Origin of the sequence: Rhodomicrobium sp. R_RK_3, assembly GCF_002198715.1 — a bacterium.
Lineage (GTDB): Bacteria > Pseudomonadota > Alphaproteobacteria > Rhizobiales > Rhodomicrobiaceae > R-RK-3.
This window is the reverse complement of record NZ_MWLK01000021.1, coordinates 14,912-33,955: the sequence shown is the minus strand read 5'-3', so window position 1 is coordinate 33,955 and position 19,044 is coordinate 14,912. Positions and strand designations below refer to the sequence as shown.

The following is a 19,044-nucleotide window of genomic DNA, read 5'->3' as shown; positions in this document are numbered from 1 at the left end:
CTTCCGCTCTTGCGAAAGTTTGCGATGATGAGGTTCGTGTTCTGCAAAAAGGGGGCTTCGCCATGGAAAATCTCTTCTCCTGGATCTGGATCGTGTTCCTGGTGCTGGCGCTGCAGCCGATCATCGCCGAGCGCGTCCGGGCGATGCGGCGGGCGAATGCCATCCGCGCCATCGAGCGCTCCGAGGGCTCGCGCGTCATCACCATGATCCACCGCCAGGAGCGGCGGAACCTGCTCGGCTTCCCGGTCTCGCGCTTCATCAACCTGGAGGACGCGCAGACCATCATCGCCGCGATCAAGGAGACGCCGAAGGACCGGCCCATCGACTTCATCGTCCACACGCCGGGCGGCCTCGTCCTCGCCGCCATGCAGATCGCGCGCGCCATCGAGGCGCACCCGGCCCGCGTCCGGGTCATGGTGCCGGTCTATGCCATGTCGGGCGGGACGCTGATCGCGCTCGCGGCCAACGAGATCCTGCTCGGCGAATTCTCGGTTTTGGGGCCGATCGATCCGCAGCTCGCCGGCTTCCCCGCCGCCAGCATCGTGCGCGCCCGCGACAGCAAGCCGCTCAGCGAAGTGCATGACCTGACGCTGGTCATGGCCGACATGAGCGAGAAGGCGCTGGCCCAGGTGAAACGCGGCGCGGTCGAGCTGACGCGCAAGCGGCTCGGCGAGGAACGGGCAGCGGCGCTCGCCGAGAAGCTGGCGGGCGGCTACTGGACGCATGATTACGCCCTGACCTATGACGAAGCCGCCGCGCTCGGTCTGCCGGTCAAGCTGGGCCTGCCGCAGAGCGTGCTCAATCTGATGACGCTCTACCCGCAGCCGGTGCAGCAGTCGGGGGTGGAATTCCTGCCGCTCGACCCGAATGGCGGACGCGGGCGGCCGCAGGGGATTCCCGCTCCGGGCACGGCGCGTTGAGGTGCCGATCGCCGCTTTCCGCCAGCCCCGAAGGGCGGCTGCGGGGCAACGAACGCGCGGCTGCCCCGGGGGCCTGCTGTACCGCGAAGAACACGGAATGAATGCAATCGACGTGGGGAAAAACACGTCCCCTTATTTTTGTCGATATTTATCGATAATTACGCCACAATCCTTGGGGGATTGGGGTGGCGTTTCCTTGGCTTTCACAGATTTGATAAAGCTCCGGTTCGATTTTTTGCGAAGCCGTCCTGCATGCGCCCTGCGCGTGGCAGGTGACCGGCCGCGCGTTTGCTCCATGCCATCCTCCCGGCCGCGGCGGCACGTCCGCCTCGACCGGCCCGAGACTTGCAGAGCCGTTGTATCGTGCATCAACCATTGAGCAGAGTCCGAGCCGTCCCATGACCCTGAATCGCATTGGCTTTTCGAACGTCCCGCAGCCGGCCGGCGCCAAACCCGCCGCATCGGTGCCCGCCGGGCGCATGGCATGGATCTTGGCCATTGTCGGCGCGGCCGGCCTGACGCAATTCGGTCCGCCTCTTAAGGCGCACGCCTTTCCCGCGACGCCGATGACCGACCTGGAGATGAGCGAGGCGCTGCTCCGGCGCATCCAGTTCGGCGCGGGCTTCGCGGTCGAGAATTCGGCCGGGACAGTCGGAATGCCCTTGGCGCTCAAGGTTCGGCTGCCGCGCAATCAGGCCCAGGCCTACAGCTTCCTGATGTTCCGCAACCTGCCGCCGGAGTTCAAGCTCTCGGCCGGCTTCGGCACGAAGGATTATTGGGCGGTGTCGCTGAACGATATTGACGGGCTGATGCTGATTCCGCCGCCCGAGTTCCAAGGCATGTTCACCATGGATGTGCTGCTTATCCGCGGCAAGGACATCGAGCCCGAGCGCTATTCGGTCGACATCGCCTTCACCGCCATCAACGCCCCCGAGACGACGGCCGCGCTGCAGCCCAATCCCAGGCTGCCGAATGTGATCCGCCCGGATCGGGCCGTCGCTCCGCCGCCGGCCGAAACCATGCCCGAACGCATCGTCGCCCGGAGCGAGCCGCAGGCACAGGAAATGAGCCCCGCCGACAAATCCATCATGGAGCGCGGCAATATCCTCGCCCAGCAAGGCGATATCGCTTCGGCGCGGCTGTTCTACCTGCAGGTCGCGCGCAAGGGCATTGCCGCCGGAGCGCTGGCCATGGGCCGCAGTTTCGATCCGCAATTCCTCAACAATTTGAAAGTCAGAGGCTTGCAGCCGGACATCGCCCAGGCTCGAAGCTGGTACAAACAGGCGCAGGAATTGGGCAGCGATCAGGCCTCGCGCTATCTCGCCGGCCTCAACGCACGCTGAGCGCCCCTAGCGGCTCAGCATCTGCGGTTGGCGACAATCGGCTTTCGTTTTGGCATACGATATGCCTGCTGACTTTCGTCAGGCATATCATATGCCATGGCGGATTGGCCCTTATCGACGCCTCTTTGGCAGCCGGCCCCTGGAAATTCACCGCCTTCCCGCATAATAATTCAACATTTGCGTGGTTTCGTTTATGGTTTCGCGACAACCCGAAACGAAACCGGACCCATGCTCGTTGCCCGCCAGAACAGCATTCTCGAGATCGCCAAGCAGGTCGGCCGCGTCACGGTCGAGGACCTCGCCGCCCGCTTTGACGTCTCACCGCAGACCATCCGCAAGGATTTGAACGAGCTTTGCGACCAGCGGCTGCTGGCCCGGGTGCATGGCGGCGCCATCCTCTCCTCCGGCATCGAGAATTTCGGCTATGACGCTCGCCGCGCCATCGCCAACGAGGAGAAAGAGGCCATCGGCCGGATGGCGGCGACGCTGATCCCCAACAATGCCTCGCTCTTCATCAATATCGGCACCACCACCGAAGCGGTGGCGCGTGCGCTGCTCGGCCATCAGGGGCTGATGGTCATCACCAATAATATCAACGTCGCCAACGCAATGCGCCCCGTTCGCGATATCGAGGTCATCATTGCCGGCGGCGTCGTGCGGCGCGCCGATGGCGGCATCGTCGGCGAGGCGGCGGTCGATTTCATCAAGCAGTTCCGTGTCGATTACGCCATTATCGGCGCCTCGGCGATCGACGCCGATGGGGCGCTGCTCGATTATGATTACCGGGAAGTGAAGGTGGCCCAGGCGATCATCAGCAATGCGCGCAATGTCATCCTGGTTTCGGATGCGACCAAATTCGAGCGCGCCGCCCCGGTTCGCATCGCGCATCTGTCGCAGATGCACAGTTTCGTCACCGACCGCTGCGATAACGACGCCATCCGCCAGATCTGCGCCGAGGCGCGGGTCGAACTCTATGAGGCGATGGCACCCAAGCCGGTTTCGCTTTCGGCCTGAACCGCTTTCGTTTTCTTTCGGTTGACAGCGCCGCGCTTTCGATTACCATTCACCCGCGCAGATGCGAAGCTTACAATAACGCATCGTGCTACGGAGGAAGGCTTTTGGACGAGCGCAATCAAGCGGCTCAATACGACCTGCTGGTCATCGGCGGCGGCATCAACGGCTGCGGCATTGCGCGCGACGCTGCCGGACGCGGTTTCTCCGTCCTCCTTGCCGAGATGAATGACCTGGCCAGCGGTACCTCCTCCGCAGCCACCAAGCTCGTACATGGCGGGCTGCGCTATCTCGAACATTACGAATTTCGGCTGGTGCGCGAATCGCTGCTCGAGCGCGAGACGCTCTGGAAGAGCGCGCCGCATATCATCTGGCCGCTGCGCTTCGTGCTGCCGCATCTGCCCGGCCTGCGCCCGGCCTGGCTGCTGCGCCTCGGCCTCTTCGTCTACGACCATCTCGGCGGGCGCAAGCTGCTGCCGCCGACGCGGACGCTCAATCTGCGCCGCGACGAGGCCGGCAAGCCCCTAAAACCAGAATTCGGCAGGGCCTTCGAATATTCCGATTGCTGGGTGGATGACAGCCGCCTCGTCGTGCTGACCGCCCGGGACGCAGCCGCGCGCGGCGCCCAGATCCGCACGCGGCTGCGCTGCATGTCGGCGCGTCGGGAAGATGGCCTCTGGCACATCTCCCTGCATGACGGCGCCACCGGCGAGATCCGCGAAGTGACCGCCCGCATGCTGGTCAATGCAGCAGGCCCGTGGGTCGCCGAAGTCCTGCAGCAGGCCATCGGGCAGAACGCTTCCGCCGCCGTAAGGCTGGTCAAGGGGAGCCACATCGTCGTGCCGCGCCTCTACGAGCACGAGCGCTGCTACATCTTTCAGAACGGCGACGGCCGCATCATCTTCTCCATCCCCTATGAGCGCGATTTCACGCTGATCGGCACCACCGACATCGACTATGAGGGCGACCCTGGCGTCGTCGCCGCCTCGCCGCAGGAGATCGAATATCTGTGCAGCGCGGCAAGCGAATATTTTGCCAAGCCAGTCAATCCTGATCAGGTGGTCTGGTCTTATTCCGGCGTCCGCCCGCTCTATGACGACGGCGCCGGCAGCGCCCAGGAAACGACGCGCGACTATGTGCTGCGGCTGCAGGACGAGGACGGCCAGCCGGCCCTGCTGAACATCTTCGGCGGCAAGATCACGACCTTCCGGCGGCTGGCCGAATCCGCCATGAAGATGGTCGAATCCGTGCTGGGCAAGCGCGGTCCGGCCTGGACGGCGGACGCCAAGCTCCCCGGCGGCGATTTTCCGGTGAGTGGCTTTGCCACGCTTTACCGCGATCTCGCCAAACAATATGCATTCCTGGCGCCGGACCATGTCTACCGGCTTGCCCGCGCCTATGGCACCGATACGCGCAATGTACTGGCGGGCGTCACCAACATCGCCGGGCTCGGCCGTCATTTCGGCGGCACGCTCTATGAGGCGGAAGTCCGCTATCTGATGGAAACCGAGTGGGCCCGCACCGCGGCGGATGTGCTGTGGCGGCGCTCAAAACTTGGGCTGCGTCTCAATCGCGAAGAAGCCGAAGCGCTCGAGCGATGGATGAGCCAAACGCATGAATTGCCGTCTTTAAAGGCGGCGCGCCTCTGAATTCGGCATATAGTGGCGTTTGGGGGAAGGGAGGAGTGTCATGCTGGAATTGATCGATGTGAGCAAGGCGACGCCTTCCGACACGCTCATCCGTTCCGTGTCGATGCGGCTGGAAAAGGGCTCGCTCAACATCCTGCTCGGGCCGACGCTTTCGGGCAAGACCTCGCTGATGCGGCTGATGGCCGGCCTCGACCGCCCGACCTCCGGCGACATCCTCGTCGACGGCAAGAGCGTCATCGGCGTGCCCGTGCAGAAGCGCGATGTCGCCATGGTCTACCAGCAGTTCATCAACTACCCCTCGCTGACGGTCTACGAGAATATCGCCTCGCCGCTGCGCGTCGCCAAGCTCGACCGCGCCGAGATCGAAAAGCGGGTGCGCCAGGCCGCGCGCCTGCTGAAGCTGGAGCCCTATCTCGACCGCACGCCGCTGAATCTCTCCGGCGGGCAGCAGCAGCGCACGGCCATCGCCCGCGCCTTCGTCAAGCGGGCCTCGCTGGTGCTGCTCGACGAGCCGCTGGCCAATCTCGACTATAAGCTGCGCGAGGAACTGCGCGCCGAGCTGCCGCCCGTCTTCGCCGAAACCGGCTCGATCCTGGTCTACGCCACCACCGAGCCGAGCGAATCGCTGCTGCTCGGCGGCAAGACCGCCACGCTGCATGAAGGCGCGGTCACGCAATTCGGCCCGACAATCGACGTCTACCAGCACCCGGCCAACCTGCGCACCGCCAAGATCTTTTCCGATCCGCCGCTGAACACCATCCGGCTGCGCAAGGCCGGCGCAAATTTCGTGCTCGATGGCGGCATCTCGATCCCCGTCCCGCGCAAGAGCCTCGGCCTCGCGGACGGCGACTACATCATCGGCTTCCGCGCCCATCATCTGCATCTCGATCCGCCGCGCGACGAGGCCGTGCAGATCAAGGCCAAGGTCGCCATCACCGAGATCACCGGCTCGGAAAGTTTCGTGCACGTCGATTTCGCCGATGCGCGCTGGGTCGGGCTGGTGCATGGCGTCCGCGTCATCAAGCCGGACGAGACCATCCCGGTCTATCTGGTGCCGGACCGGTTTTTCATCTTCGACACGTCCGGCGCGCTCGCCGCCGGGCCGGTCGCGCAAGCAGCCGCGTGAGGGGCACATGGCACGCATCACCCTCGACGGCATCGCCCATTCCTATCTACCGAACCCGAAAACCGAGGCCGATTTCGCACTGCGCCGCATGGACCACGTCTGGCAGGACGGCGGCGCCTATGCGCTGCTCGGGCCCTCCGGCTGCGGCAAGACCACCCTGCTCAACATCATCTCCGGCCTCATCACGCCGACGCATGGCCGCATCCTGTTCGGCCCTGACGACGTGACGTACCTCCTTACCGAGCAGCGCAACATCGCCCAGGTGTTTCAATTTCCGGTCATCTACGACACCATGACCGTCTTCGACAATCTGGCCTTCCCCTTGCGCAACCGCCGGGTGCCGGAGGCCGAGATCAAGCCGCGCGTAGATGAGCTGATCCAGATGCTCGACCTCGGCGGCAAGGCGTACCGCAAGGCGCGCGCGCTGACGGCGGATGAGAAGCAGAAGATCTCGCTGGGGCGCGGCCTCGTGCGCCACGACGTCAACGCCATCCTGCTCGACGAGCCGCTGACCGTCATCGATCCGCATCTGAAGTGGGAATTGCGCTCGCAGCTCAAGCACCTGCACAAGCGCTTCGGCTTCACCATGATCTATGTGACGCACGACCAGACCGAAGCCTTGACCATCGCCGACCGCGTCGTCGTCATGTATGAGGGCGAGGTCGTGCAGATGGGCACGCCCGCCGAGCTGTTCGAGCGGCCGCAGCACACCTTCGTCGGCTATTTCATCGGCTCGCCCGGCATGAACGTGCTGCCCTGCCATGTCGAGGGCGACCGCGCCCGGCTGAGCCAGGATTTCACCGTCCCGCTCGGCCGCAATTACGGCAAGCTGACCGGCATGACCGAGCTCGGCATCCGCCCCGAATTCGTCCGCGTCGGCGCGACCGGCGACCTGCCGGTGACCATCCGGGCGGTCGAGAATATCGGGCGCCACAAGATCGTTCGCGGCCATGTCGCCGGCCGTCCGATCAACGCCATTCTCGGCGACGGCGACGAGGTGCCGGCCGAGCCGCGCGCCAGCTTCGACCCCGCCCGCATCAACATCTACTCCGATGCCCGTCTCGTCACGCCGGAGGCCGCTTAGCCATGGAAAAGACCTGGAACAACAAAGCCTGGTTCATGGTGCTGCCGGTACTCTTGCTGGTCGCCTTCAGCGCCGTCATCCCGCTGATGACGGTGGTGAATTATTCGGTGCAGGACACCTTCGGCAACAACCAGTTCTTCTGGGCCGGCACCGAGTGGTACAAGCAGATCCTGGCCTCCGAGCGCTTCCACGAAGCGCTCTGGCGCAACCTGCTGTTCTCCTTCATCGTGCTCGCCATCGAGATCCCGCTCGGCATCGTCATCGCGCTCGCCATGCCGCGCAAGGGCTGGACGGTCTCGCTCTGCCTCGTGCTGATGGCGCTGCCGCTTTTGATCCCGTGGAACGTCGTCGGCACCATCTGGCAGGTCTTCGGCCGCGTCGATATCGGCTTGCTCGGCCACACAATGGAAGCGCTCGGCTTCGACTACAACTACACCCAGGATCCGCTCGACGCCTGGATCACCGTAGTGCTGATCGACGTCTGGCACTGGACCAGCCTCGTCGCGCTGCTGTGCTATGCCGGTCTCGTCGCCATCCCGGAGGCCTATTACCAGGCCGCGCAGATCGACGGCGCCTCCCGCTGGGCGGTGTTCCGCTACATCCAGTTGCCGAAGATGAATCGCGTGCTGCTGATCGCGGTGCTTTTGCGCTTCATGGACAGCTTCATGATCTACACCGAGCCCTTCGTCGTCACCGGCGGCGGTCCCGGCAATTCGACGACATTCCTCTCCATCGATCTGGTGAAGATGGCGATCGGGCAGTTCGACCTTGGGCCGGCGGCGGCCATGTCGATCATCTACTTCCTGATCATCCTGCTGTTCTCCTGGATCTTCTACACGGTGATGACCAATGCCGGACAGGACCGGAAATAGGCCATGACGATGTCCCGCGAGGAAACGACTGGCGTCGGCGGCATGTCCCGCGAAACCGCCGAGCGCACCGCCGCCCGCAGCCTGACCCGCGAGGCCGCCAAGCGCACGCGGCGGCGCGACTATAGCTGGCTGGTGATGACGCTCTATATCGTCTTCCTGATGCTGCCGATCTACTGGCTCGTCAATATGAGCTTCAAGACCAATGAGGAGATCACCGGCGTTTTCTCGCTCTGGCCGCTCAACCCGACGCTGCACAATTACACCGTCATCTTCACCGACCCGGCCTGGTATAACGGCTATATCAACTCGATCATCTATGTGGTGATGAACACGGTGATCTCGATCACCGTCGCCCTGCCCGCCGCCTATGCCTTTTCGCGCTACCGGTTCCTCGGCGACAAGCACCTGTTCTTCTGGCTCTTGACCAACCGCATGGCCCCGCCTGCCGTGTTCGCCCTGCCCTTCTTCCAGCTCTATTCGGCGTTCGGGCTGATCGACACGCATATTGCCGTCGCGCTGGCGCACTGCCTGTTCAACGTGCCGCTCGCCGTGTGGATTCTCGAAGGCTTCATGTCCGGCGTGCCGAAGGAGATCGACGAGACCGCCTATATTGACGGCTATTCCTTCCCGCGCTTCTTCGGCAAGATCTTCATGCCGCTGATCGCCTCCGGCATCGGCGTCGCGGCCTTCTTCTGCTTCATGTTCTCCTGGGTCGAGCTCTTGATCGCCCGCACCCTGACCACCACCGACGCCAAGCCGATCGCCGCCACCATGACCCGCACCATCTCCGCCTCGGGCATGGACTGGGGCGTGCTCGCCGCCGCCGGCGTCTTGACCATCATTCCGGGCGCGCTGGTGATCTATTTCGTGCGCAACTACATCGCCAAGGGCTTTGCCCTGGGCCGGGTCTGAGGAGGCGTTCGCATGGATCTGTCATGGATGGCCTGGACGTGGCCGACGGCCTTGTTCTTCGTCACCATTGCGCTGCTGATCGCCTCGATGGGCGTCTGGGAATATTACTCGCCCGGCGGCGGCGCCCGCTACGGCGTGCTGCGCATCGAGACGACGCGCGGCGACCGGCTGTTCATCTCGCTGCTCGGCAGCGCCTTCATACATCTCGCCTGGCTCGGGCTCATCGGCCCGAATCTATGGTGGGCGCTGGCGATCTCATTCGCCTATGCGCTCTGCGTTTTCCGTTGGGTATAGGCCGGAAGCGCCGCCCCGCCGGGGAAGACTGGAAGTGACTGAAGCCAACTGGGAGGAAGAAGAATGCGAAAACATCTCATGGCAACCGTAGCGGCAGCCGCGCTGCTGGCCGGCTGCCTTCCGGCTCTCGCCGATAGCGAGGCGGCAAAGAAATGGATCGACGCCGAGTTCCAGCCCTCGTCGCTCTCGAAGGAAGAGCAACTGAAGGAGCTGGAATGGTTCATCAAGGCGGCCGAACCCTTCAAGGGCATGGACATCAAGGTGGTGTCGGAGACGATCACCACGCACGAATATGAATCCAAAGTGCTCGCCAAGGCCTTCACCGAGATCACCGGCATCAAGGTAACGCACGATCTGATCGGCGAAGGCGACGTCGTCGAGAAGCTGCAGACGCAGATGCAGTCCGGCAACAACATCTACGACGCCTATATCAACGACTCGGATCTGATCGGCACCCATTGGCGCTACAAGCAGGTCCGCAACCTGACCGACTGGATGGCGGGCGAAGGCAAGGACGTCACCTCGCCGACGCTGGATGTGAACGACTTTGTCGGCCGCTCCTTCACCACTGCGCCGGACGGCAAGCTCTACCAGCTTCCCGACCAGCAATTCGCGAACCTCTACTGGTTCCGCTATGACTGGTTCAACGACGAGAAGAACAAGGCCGATTTCAAGGCCAAATACGGCTACGATCTCGGCGTGCCGGTCAACTGGTCGGCCTATGAGGACATCGCCGAATTCTTCACCGGCAAGACCATCGACGGCAAGAAAGTCTATGGTCACATGGACTACGGCAAGAAGGACCCCTCGCTCGGATGGCGCTTCACCGATGCGTGGCTGTCGATGGCCGGCAATGGCGATAAGGGCATCCCGAACGGCAAGCCGGTCGACGAATGGGGCATCCGCGTCAACGAGAAGGACCAGCCGGTCGGATCGTGCATGGCGCGCGGCGGCGACACCAATGCGCCCGCCTCGGTCTATTCGATCGAGAAATATGTCGAATGGCTGAAGAAATATGCGCCGCCGGAAGCCAATGGCATGACCTTCTCCGAATCCGGCCCGGTGCCGGCCCAGGGCGCGGTCGCGCAGCAGATCTTCTGGTACACCGCCTTCACCGCCGACATGGTCAAGCCCGGCCTGCCGGTCGTCGATGGCGCGGGCCTGCCGAAATGGCGCATGGCTCCTTCGCCGCATGGCGTCTATTGGCAGGAAGGCAACAAGCTGGGCTATCAGGACGCCGGCTCCTGGACCTTGATGAAATCGACGCCGACCGACCGCGCCAAGGCCGCATGGCTCTATGCGCAGTTCGTGACCTCGAAGACTGTGGACGTGAAGAAGAGCCATGTCGGCCTGACCTTCATCCGCGAATCCACCATCCAGGACAAGAGCTTCACCGAGCGCGCGCCCAAGCTCGGCGGCCTGATCGAGTTCTACCGTTCGCCGGCCCGCCTGCAATGGTCGCCGACCGGCACCAACGTGCCTGACTATCCGAAACTGGCGCAGCTCTGGTGGCAGAATATCGGCGATGCCTCGTCGGGCGCCAAGACCGCGCAGGCGGCGATGGACTCGCTCTGCCAGGCTCAGGAACAGGTGCTCGCCCGCATCGAACGCTCCGGCGTTCAGGGCGATATCGGTCCCAAGTTGAACCCGGAGACCAGCGCGGAAGAGTGGATGAAGAAGGGCGGCGCCCCACGTCCCAAGATCGCCAACGAGAAGGAAAAGCCGATCACCGTCAACTATGACGAGCTGGTGAAGAGCTGGCAGAAGAAGTAGGCGAAGGAAAAAGTCCCCCTCACCCGGTCGCTTCGCGCCCGCCCTCTCCCGCAAGGGGAGAGGGCAAAAAAACGAGAGGCGCCCCACTTGGCCTCTCCCCTTGTGGGAGAGGGCTCCCGCCGTCAGGCGGGTGGGTGAGGGGGAAAGCCTTGAGCGCAAGCCTTTCCGCACACAAACCCGCCGCGTAAGATGCGGGAAACAAGCTCAAAGGGAGGGCAGGACCATGAGCGGCTTCATTCTCGCAATCGACCAGGGCACCACCTCGTCGCGCGCGATTGTCTTCGATGAGGGCTACCGCGTGCGCGGGCGCGGCCAGCAGGAATTTCCGCAGCATTTTCCGCAAAGCGGCTGGGTCGAGCACGAGCCGGACGACCTTTGGCGCACCACCCTCGACACCATCCGCTTCGCCCTTGCCGATGCCGGCCTGTCCGCCAGCGCCATCGCCGCCATCGGCATCACCAATCAGCGCGAGACGACCGTCATCTGGGACCGCGAGACCGGCAAGCCGATCCACCGCGCCATCGTCTGGCAGGACCGCCGCACCGCCGAGATCTGCGCCCGCCTCAAGGCAGAAGGCGCCGAAGCCGATGTCGCCGCGCGCACCGGCCTCCTACTCGACCCCTATTTCTCCGGCACCAAGGCCGCTTGGATCCTCGACCATGTCGAAGGCGCCCGCGCGCGCGCCGAGGCGGGAAAGCTCGCCTTCGGCACCGTCGATAGCTGGCTGGTCTGGAACTTCACCGGCGGCCGCGTCCATGTTACCGACGCGACCAACGCCTCGCGCACCCTGCTCTACAACATCCGCACCGGCGACTGGGACGACGAGCTCTTGCGGCTGATCCGCATTCCGCGCGCAATGCTGCCGCAGGTGAAGGACAGCGCCGCCGATTTCGGCACCATCGACGCCTCCATCCTCGGCGCGGCGATCCCCATCGGCGGCATCGCGGGCGACCAGCAGGCGGCGACGGTCGGCCAGGCCTGCTTCAAACCGGGCATGATGAAATCGACGTATGGCACGGGGTGTTTTGCGCTGCTGAATATCGGCGCGGAGCCGGTGCCGTCGAAGAACCGGCTGCTGACCACCGTCGCCTATCAGCTCGACGGCAAGCCGACCTATGCGCTGGAAGGCTCGATCTTCGTTGCGGGCGCGGCGGTGCAATGGCTGCGCGACGGGCTAAAAATCCTCGACCGCGCCGACCAGTCCGGCCCGATGGCCGAGGCCGCCGATCCGAACCAGAACGTCTATCTCGTCCCGGCATTTACCGGTCTCGGCGCCCCGCATTGGGACGCCGAAGCGCGCGGCGCTCTGTTCGGCCTCACGCGGTCGACCGGCCCGAAGGAACTCGCCCGCGCCGCGCTGGAATCGGTCTGCTACCAGACCCGCGACCTGCTCGATGCGATGCATCGCGACTGGCGCTCGGATGGCGACACGGTACTCCGCGTCGATGGCGGCATGGTCGCCTCCGACCGCACCATGCAATGGCTCGCCGATATCCTGGATGCGCCCATCGACCGGCCGATGGTGCTGGAGACAACTGCCCTCGGCGCGGCATGGCTGGCGGGCCGTCAGGCCGGCGTCTGGCCGGATGAGGAAGGGTTTGCCGCAAGCTGGCGCCTCGACCGCCGCTTCACACCCTCCATCGGCGCGGAGGCCCGCGAAGCCAAACTCGCCGGCTGGCGCGACGCCGTGCGCCGCACGCTAAGCGCGTCATAGCAGCGAAGACCTCTGCGATTTCCGAAATCCTCTTATCGTCGCCCGGGCCGTCGGAGCCGCGGCCCACTCGCGGTTCCTCTGCAGCAGCGTTCGCGGAACGGCCATTGGGTCCCGACTCACCGCTTCGCGGCGTCCGGGACGAAGGGAGGGAAAGGGCGAGGCCCGCGGCCCGAAAATCGAATCGCCCCTTGCGTCCCTTACGCCACCGTCAACAAAATCCCGCTCGGTAAAACACCGCATGCGTAAACGGGCCTAGCGCTGTTGCTTATAATGATGCGCGCGGAAGGTTCCATAACGGGCGGGAATCCCTTGCGATTTGCCACATCGTGCCACAGTTCGGGCATAATCTGCGGCCAGTATCCGCCACGTACTCGAATCGCGTGCATCGCGGGTTTCACGGTTTGACCGGGGGGCAGAAGAGAGGTCCGGGCTGGGGGAAATAGCCCGGGCCTTTTTCGTTTAAGGCTCAAAATCGCGTGATCGGCGCCGCGTTTGTTACCGAAAATTAACGCAAAAATCCCTCGGGCAACCCGTTCATTGCGAGATTGGCATTCGAGAACCGCGCGTCTCCGGTGATTTCTTCACCCAGCCAGTTCGGATGCGGAATGGTCTGCTCGCGCGTCTCCAATTCGATCTCGGCGATCACCAGCCCCTCCAGCCGACCGCCGAAGACGTCGATCTCCCAGCAAATATCGCCGCCGGCCGGCACGATATGGCGGCGCTTCTGCACCACGCCGCCGGTGCGCAAGGTCAATAATTGCGCGGCATCGCTGACGGGGATCGCATATTCGAACTCCGCCCGCTCGATCCCAGCTGCCGCACTTTTGATGGTGAGCCACGCCGCGCTCTCGCCTTCGATGCGGATGCGGATCGAAGCGGCGGGCGTGACGGCCATATAGGCCTGGCGCAATTCGCGGGACGAGACCGCCGCATCCATCCAGTCTGACGTGGCGACCAGGAACTTCCGTTCGATCTCGACACCCATGCCAACCGCCTTCGAGCAAAACACAAGGGTTGATGCTAGCCGGATGGTAGGACCCGGTCTTGTCTTAAGCACGCAATTTCTTGCCACGCCGTGCCGCCGGACCCACCTAACACGAAAGCTTTGCTTGAATTCGCACGGCCAATTTGCTGTTCATGGCCGCGAAAACGCATTCCAAACTCTAAAGGTCACATGAGCACGGCACTTTCGCGTCCCAAGGACAAGATCAAGATTTTGCTGCTGGAAGGGATCTCCGATACCGCCGTCGCGGCGCTGAACGCCGCCGGCTACGGCAATATCGAACGTCAAACCAAGGCGCTGAACGGTGATGAGCTGCGCGACGCGCTCTCCGGCGTCTCCATGCTCGGCATCCGCTCGCGCACCCAGCTTACGCCGGAGGCGCTGGACGGGCAGCGCTCGGTGATCGCGGTCGGCTGTTTTTCCGTCGGCACCAATCAGGTCGATCTGCTGGCGGCGCGCGACATGGGCGTGCCGGTCTTCAACGCGCCTTTCTCCAATACCCGCAGCGTCGCCGAGCTGACCATCGCCGAGATCGTCATGCTGTTTCGCGGCATTTTTCCGAAGTCGGCCTCGGCGCATCAGGGCGGCTGGGACAAGTCGGCGGCCGGCTCGCATGAGGTGCGCGGCAAGACGCTCGGCATCATCGGCTACGGCAATATCGGCAGCCAGCTTGCCGAACTGGCCGAGGCCATGGGGATGCGGGTGATCTTCTTCGACCCGACCGACAAGCTCAATCGCGGCAATGTGGTGCCTGTCGACACGCTCGGCGAGCTGCTGAGCCAGTCCGACGTGGTCAGCCTGCATGTGCCGGAGACGCCAGACACCAAGGGCCTGATCGGCGAGACCGAATTCCGGGCGATGAAGCCGGGGGCGTTCTTCATCAACAATGCGCGCGGCACGGTGTTCGACGACGAAGCGCTGGCGGCGTCGCTGAAGGTCAACCATCTGGCCGGCGCGGCGGTCGATGTGTTCCCGGTCGAACCGACCGCCAACGGCGAGAAATTCGTCTCGCCGCTGCAAGGGCTGGAAAACGTCATCCTGACGCCGCATGTCGGCGGCTCGACGCAGGAGGCGCAGGAGCGCATCGGCGCGGAAGTCGCGCGCAAGCTGATCGAATATTCGGACGTCGGCTCGACCTATGGCGCGGTGAATTTCCCGCAAGTGCAATTGCCGCCTCGCCCGAGCGGGACGCGCTTCATCCAGGTGCACCAGAACGTGCCCGGCGAGCTGAGCCGGCTGAACGCCATCTTCAATCGGCGCAACATCAACATCTCCGGCCAGTATTTCCAGACCGACGGCCAGATCGGCTATGTCGTGCTGGACGCTGACGGCTCCGTCGCCGACGCCCGCGGCGTGCTGAAGGAAATCCGCGACCTCCCCGGCACCATCCGTGCCCGGATGCTGTACAGCCGCGCCTGACGACCCGCCCTTGCCCCGGCCCCTTGGCGAACGACCATGCCCCGCATGCGGTTGTGACCCTTGGGCGCCGGGTCGCCGACTTGCCAGGAAATGCGATCCCTCGCGCGCGACCTGTCAAATCCAGGCAATCGCCACAACGGTTCACCAATAGACCATCGCTAGAATTGAAGCCGCTTGATTAAAATCAAGGTCGATGCGGCGCGTCCGGCTGATCGTTATCGGCGCGAAAGCCAACGCGCAAGGAGGCGACCATGTACAGCCATATCCTCTTACCGACGGACGGGTCGGAATTTGCATTGCACGCAGTCCGGCACGGCATCGAACTGGCCAAACGTCTCGACGCCAAGACGACGGCCGTCATCGCGACGCCGCCGTTTCATACGTTCACGACCGACGCCTCCATGCTCGAGGACACGCCTGACGCCTATGACACGCGCACTCACGATTATGCCGCGAAATCGCTCGGCGCGGTTGCCGATGCGGCGCGGGCCGCGGGCGTCGCCTGCGAAACGGTCCATGTCGAGAACGAGAACCCCTATCAGGCGATCATCGACACGGCAAAAGCGAAAGGCTGCGACCTGATCGTGATGGCCTCGCATGGCCGCCGCGGCATCGCCGCGATCCTGCTCGGGAGTGAGACAGTCAAGGTGCTGACGCATTCGACGGTGCCCGTCCTGGTCCATCGCATGTAGTCCGGCCCGGGCCCTCGCGATCGACCGCAACCAACCCCAATGGAGCATCAAGCGATGAGCGAGCAGACGCCAGCACGAGCGGCCGAGCCGCAAGGTCAGTCCGTCTGGGTACGGGCGCTGTTCATGATTGCGTTCCTGATCCTGTTCGGCATCGGCCAGACCGTCTTGACCGCTGCCGCTATCCTGCAGTTCCTCTGGGAGGCGATCACCGGCCAGTCCAACGCGAACATCACACTTTTTGGCCGTTCGCTCGCCCGCTGGCTCAGCGCCGTAGTGCTGTACCTGCTGCACGACACCGACGATAAGCCATTCCCATGGGCGGACTGGCCCTCCGGGCCGGTATACACAACGCCGGATACCGAATAGGTCGTGGTCAGGCGATCGCCGCGCGGCTCCAGGGCTGGCCGACATCGCTAAGGCCGCCGCTGCTCAGCATCAGGGCCCGGACCAGCGTCGCCGGGTCATTGTCGAGGGCGATGCGGGGCAGTGCCAGCAGCTCCCCCGCGTGCTCCTTCCAGAGCGCACCCTCAATGGCTGTCATGGCGGTCTCCAACTCCAATTCGCGTGCAAGCCTCACATCACGGGCGGTGACATTGGCCTTGGCGCCGCCGGGAAAAGCAAGATGGCGCGGCCGTTCGCCCAGGGCGACTTCCAGCGCCGCCAGGGAAGCCGCGATCGCCTCGCGCGCCCCGTCGAAGCTCAGCTCCGACAACGCCTGGCTGCCGCCAGCCTGACTGCCGACCGTCACCAAGCCGTTCTGCGCCAAGCTTTTTAACTCCTCCGCCGACAGCATTTCTCGGGCGGCGGCATCCATGAGACCGATGCCCTGAAGCTTGCATTCCTTGGCCAGCAGCGCGTCGCGCTCGCCCGGCGCCATCAGCTCGAGCGGACGGAACAGCGCCGCGAAAACCTCCTGCTTCTCCGACGCCGAGCGGCAGCGATATTCGCGCTTTTCCGCCCCGATTTCCGGCGCGATCTTTTCGCTGCCCTCGATCAGCGCCTCCAGCGCCAGCCACCAGGGCAAGCGGCCGGTGCCGAGATAATCGCTGCCGGAATAAACCGTGAACGGCATTGCCCGCTTCTGAAACATCGGCAACACAGTGTCAACGATGCCTCGATAGGCGCCGTCGAACGTGAACAGGATGAAACGGCGCGAAAAATCCCGCTCGAGCAGGCGGCGGCGCATCTCGGCGGGCGAAACCACATCCAATCCGCGCGCCGCGACCAGCGAAATCATCTCCTCCAGCAGGGCCGGATCGGTCTCGCCAAGCGAGCCCCGCGAGGCAACCGCCGCGTCGACCGGCTGAACACGCTGGATCATGAAAATCGCGCCACAGCCCATGGAAAAGCGCGGAAGCATGCCCGGCTTGTCCCTGTAATGCGTGCGCAGATAGGCGTCGAATCGCCCTCTCGGCAAGTCCCGAATCACCACGGTCAATCCCCCAAAAACCGCCTACGCAGTGCCCGGAACCGGCGGAAAAACATGCCCAATTCGAGGCTGGCACGATTCGGCGCGCCTCCAAAGATTTGCGTAAAATTTTAGGCAAATACGTGAGAGCGCGCGCGGGCGCTCAGCGCAGCGGTTCGACCTGCAAGGCGGGAAAACCGAACACTGCAAACAGGTCGCGAATGCCCCGCCCGAGGCCGGGAGGCCGGGCCTCGATCAGGATCGCGGCGGAGAATCGGCGCTTGAGATTGCCGGCGAGCAGATGCGCTTCCTCGGCCTCGGCGCAGATGATCAGCGTGCGGTAGCTGGCATCGAGGGCGCGCAACACCCGGTCCGCCGCGCCCGGCTCGCCCCAGCCGCCGCCAACCGCGCGCGGCCGACCGGAGGGCAGGAAATGACATCCGCTCGGCGGGTCGCGCCAGATCACATCCTCGAACTCGGCTCTGCGCTGGCACAGTTCCGCAAGCCCCGGCGAGCGCGGCAATTCCAGCGCCGCCGATAAGGCCAGTCCGCCTTGGCTGGTGTCGATCAGGAGCACCGGGTCGCCGTCCTCCGCCAGCAGGCGCGCAATCGCAACGGCCCATGGCTGAGGAAGCGTCGCGTCTCCGGCGATGAGGATCCGGCTGGCGCGCGAGGGGTCACCTTGGGCGGCCAGATTGCTGTCGAGCCAGCGGGCCGCCGCGTCGACGCGCTGCCGCTCAGCCGGCTTCAGCCCGCCGGAGCTCGAAGCGGTCTCCACGACGGACGCCCTGGCACTGACGCGGTCTGGCCCCATCCGGCGGTCCCATACGAAACGATTGACAGCAGCCGCGACGCACGGGCGCTCTTGGTTATGAAATGCTGAATCCTGGGGAAAAGTAAAGCGCGGGCAAAAAGAAAGGGAGCGTCCAAACACTCCCTCTCCCAATGTGATAGCCTTGCTGCCTTAGCAGTAGCGACGCCAGAACCGGCGGCAATAGCGCGGCCCGTTCGAGTAGCGGCATTGCTGGTAGCAGCTATTTCCGTAGCCGCGGTAACCCGAATAGCCGTAGCCGTCATAGCCGTAACCGCCGAAGCCGCCATAAAGAAACGGCGCAGCGATGAACGGAGCGGCCCAATAGCCTCGGTTGCCGCGCCAGCGCCGGCCGCCACCGTGCCAACGTCGCCCACCGCCGGACCAGGCGTAGCGGCGTCCGCCGCCGCCGCGGAAATATCGGCCGCCGCCGCCGCCACGAAACGCGTGCCGGCCACCGCCGCCGCCGCCACGCCAGTGGCCGCCGCCGCGTCCGCCGCGGCGAACGAAAGTGAGGCCTTCGTCGGTGGCTTTACCGGCGCTGGAGCCGTCAGGCGAGACGCTCATCGGAGCGGATCCGCTGATAGGTGCGGCGGAGCCGGGCAAGATGCCCGAGATCGCAATGGTTGCGCCCACCGCGACAACAGCCATTGTGCGCTTTAAAGTGATCATACTTTTCTCACATACGCTCTCGGACCCGGTGTCCGAATTGGGGGATGCTACAAGAACGCACCAGAATGTGGCATGTTCCAGAATTTCTCCCCGCAACCGGCTCAAGCTTTGTATCGGATTATGTCGATGTCAGCTTTCCTGCGGTTGAAACAAAAAGTACTACAAGTGTAACTGTGTTTATCTTGCGCGATTCACACTTCTGTGACCTTGATAGTGGGAGGGGATGCTTCACTGACGCACTACGCATTGGCCCGCATTGCGCCGTGAAATCGTCCCAGGGCATGATCTCGACTCCCCGGAGAATGTGATGGGGAAAAGCCTTGTTCCCGGCGTTCGGGCAT

General features: G+C 64.1%; 18 protein-coding genes. 14 read left to right on the top strand and 4 right to left on the bottom strand.

What is annotated here, in order from left to right; all coding sequences use genetic code 11:
* The first annotated feature begins 62 nt into the window (after positions 1-62).
* From BLEFHOIH_RS11065 to glpK, 11 genes are all read left to right on the top strand, one after another.
* Positions 63-920: an ATP-dependent Clp protease proteolytic subunit gene (locus tag BLEFHOIH_RS11065; protein WP_088345363.1), complete on the top strand. Its 858-nt coding sequence runs from the start codon at positions 63-65 to the stop codon at positions 918-920.
* A 398-nt stretch (positions 921-1,318) separates the two neighbouring features.
* On the top strand, positions 1,319-2,263 hold the full coding sequence (locus tag BLEFHOIH_RS11060; protein WP_088345361.1) for a hypothetical protein: 945 nt from the start codon (positions 1,319-1,321) through the stop codon (positions 2,261-2,263).
* 228 nt (positions 2,264-2,491) lie between these two features.
* Positions 2,492-3,277, top strand: coding sequence for a DeoR/GlpR family DNA-binding transcription regulator (locus BLEFHOIH_RS11055; protein WP_088345359.1), 786 nt, complete (start codon positions 2,492-2,494; stop codon positions 3,275-3,277).
* 104 nt (positions 3,278-3,381) lie between these two features.
* Positions 3,382-4,923, top strand: coding sequence for a glycerol-3-phosphate dehydrogenase (gene glpD / locus BLEFHOIH_RS11050; protein ID WP_088345357.1), 1,542 nt, complete (start codon positions 3,382-3,384; stop codon positions 4,921-4,923).
* A 40-nt stretch (positions 4,924-4,963) separates the two neighbouring features.
* The gene (locus BLEFHOIH_RS11045) at positions 4,964-6,049 is read left to right on the top strand and encodes an ABC transporter ATP-binding protein (protein ID WP_088345355.1); all 1,086 of its coding nucleotides are present in this window, start codon (positions 4,964-4,966) and stop codon (positions 6,047-6,049) included.
* 7 nt (positions 6,050-6,056) lie between these two features.
* Positions 6,057-7,133: an ABC transporter ATP-binding protein gene (locus BLEFHOIH_RS11040; protein WP_088345353.1), complete on the top strand. Its 1,077-nt coding sequence runs from the start codon at positions 6,057-6,059 to the stop codon at positions 7,131-7,133.
* Between the two features lie 2 nt (positions 7,134-7,135).
* Complete coding sequence (locus tag BLEFHOIH_RS11035; protein ID WP_088345351.1) at positions 7,136-8,005, top strand: sugar ABC transporter permease; 870 nt, start codon at positions 7,136-7,138, stop codon at positions 8,003-8,005.
* A 135-nt stretch (positions 8,006-8,140) separates the two neighbouring features.
* Positions 8,141-8,917, top strand: coding sequence for a carbohydrate ABC transporter permease (locus BLEFHOIH_RS11030; RefSeq protein WP_088345836.1), 777 nt, complete (start codon positions 8,141-8,143; stop codon positions 8,915-8,917).
* Between the two features lie 12 nt (positions 8,918-8,929).
* On the top strand, positions 8,930-9,211 hold the full coding sequence (locus BLEFHOIH_RS11025) for a DUF2160 domain-containing protein (protein ID WP_088345349.1): 282 nt from the start codon (positions 8,930-8,932) through the stop codon (positions 9,209-9,211).
* A 63-nt stretch (positions 9,212-9,274) separates the two neighbouring features.
* A complete protein-coding gene (locus tag BLEFHOIH_RS11020) occupies positions 9,275-10,984 on the top strand; it encodes an ABC transporter substrate-binding protein (protein ID WP_088345347.1) in 1,710 nt (569 codons plus the stop codon).
* Positions 10,985-11,207: 223 nt separating this feature from the next.
* The gene (gene glpK / locus BLEFHOIH_RS11015; protein WP_088345345.1) at positions 11,208-12,698 is read left to right on the top strand and encodes a glycerol kinase GlpK; all 1,491 of its coding nucleotides are present in this window, start codon (positions 11,208-11,210) and stop codon (positions 12,696-12,698) included.
* Between the two features lie 505 nt (positions 12,699-13,203).
* On the opposite strand, the gene BLEFHOIH_RS11010 is transcribed toward glpK, so the two are convergent.
* Positions 13,204-13,683 (bottom strand): CYTH domain-containing protein, encoded by a 480-nt coding sequence (locus BLEFHOIH_RS11010; protein ID WP_088345343.1) that lies wholly within the window; start codon positions 13,681-13,683, stop codon positions 13,204-13,206.
* Between the two features lie 189 nt (positions 13,684-13,872).
* Between BLEFHOIH_RS11010 and serA the strand changes: the two genes are divergently transcribed.
* The 3 genes from serA (at position 13,873) to BLEFHOIH_RS10995 (ending at position 16,178) form a co-directional block, all read left to right on the top strand.
* A complete protein-coding gene (serA, locus tag BLEFHOIH_RS11005) occupies positions 13,873-15,120 on the top strand; it encodes a phosphoglycerate dehydrogenase (protein WP_088345341.1) in 1,248 nt (415 codons plus the stop codon).
* A 251-nt stretch (positions 15,121-15,371) separates the two neighbouring features.
* The gene (locus BLEFHOIH_RS11000; RefSeq protein WP_088345339.1) at positions 15,372-15,812 is read left to right on the top strand and encodes a universal stress protein; all 441 of its coding nucleotides are present in this window, start codon (positions 15,372-15,374) and stop codon (positions 15,810-15,812) included.
* Between the two features lie 54 nt (positions 15,813-15,866).
* Positions 15,867-16,178, top strand: coding sequence for a DUF4389 domain-containing protein (locus BLEFHOIH_RS10995; RefSeq protein ID WP_170937108.1), 312 nt, complete (start codon positions 15,867-15,869; stop codon positions 16,176-16,178).
* Between the two features lie 7 nt (positions 16,179-16,185).
* On the opposite strand, the gene BLEFHOIH_RS10990 is transcribed toward BLEFHOIH_RS10995, so the two are convergent.
* The 3 genes from BLEFHOIH_RS10990 to BLEFHOIH_RS25940 form a co-directional block, all read right to left on the bottom strand.
* Positions 16,186-17,133, bottom strand: coding sequence for a polysaccharide deacetylase family protein (locus tag BLEFHOIH_RS10990; protein WP_170937107.1), 948 nt, complete (start codon positions 17,131-17,133; stop codon positions 16,186-16,188).
* A gap of 250 nt (positions 17,134-17,383) precedes the next feature.
* Positions 17,384-17,998 (bottom strand): hypothetical protein, encoded by a 615-nt coding sequence (locus BLEFHOIH_RS10985; RefSeq protein ID WP_088345333.1) that lies wholly within the window; start codon positions 17,996-17,998, stop codon positions 17,384-17,386.
* Between the two features lie 186 nt (positions 17,999-18,184).
* Complete coding sequence (locus BLEFHOIH_RS25940) at positions 18,185-18,703, bottom strand: hypothetical protein (RefSeq protein ID WP_125461662.1); 519 nt, start codon at positions 18,701-18,703, stop codon at positions 18,185-18,187.
* Positions 18,704-19,044: the final 341 nt, after the last annotated feature.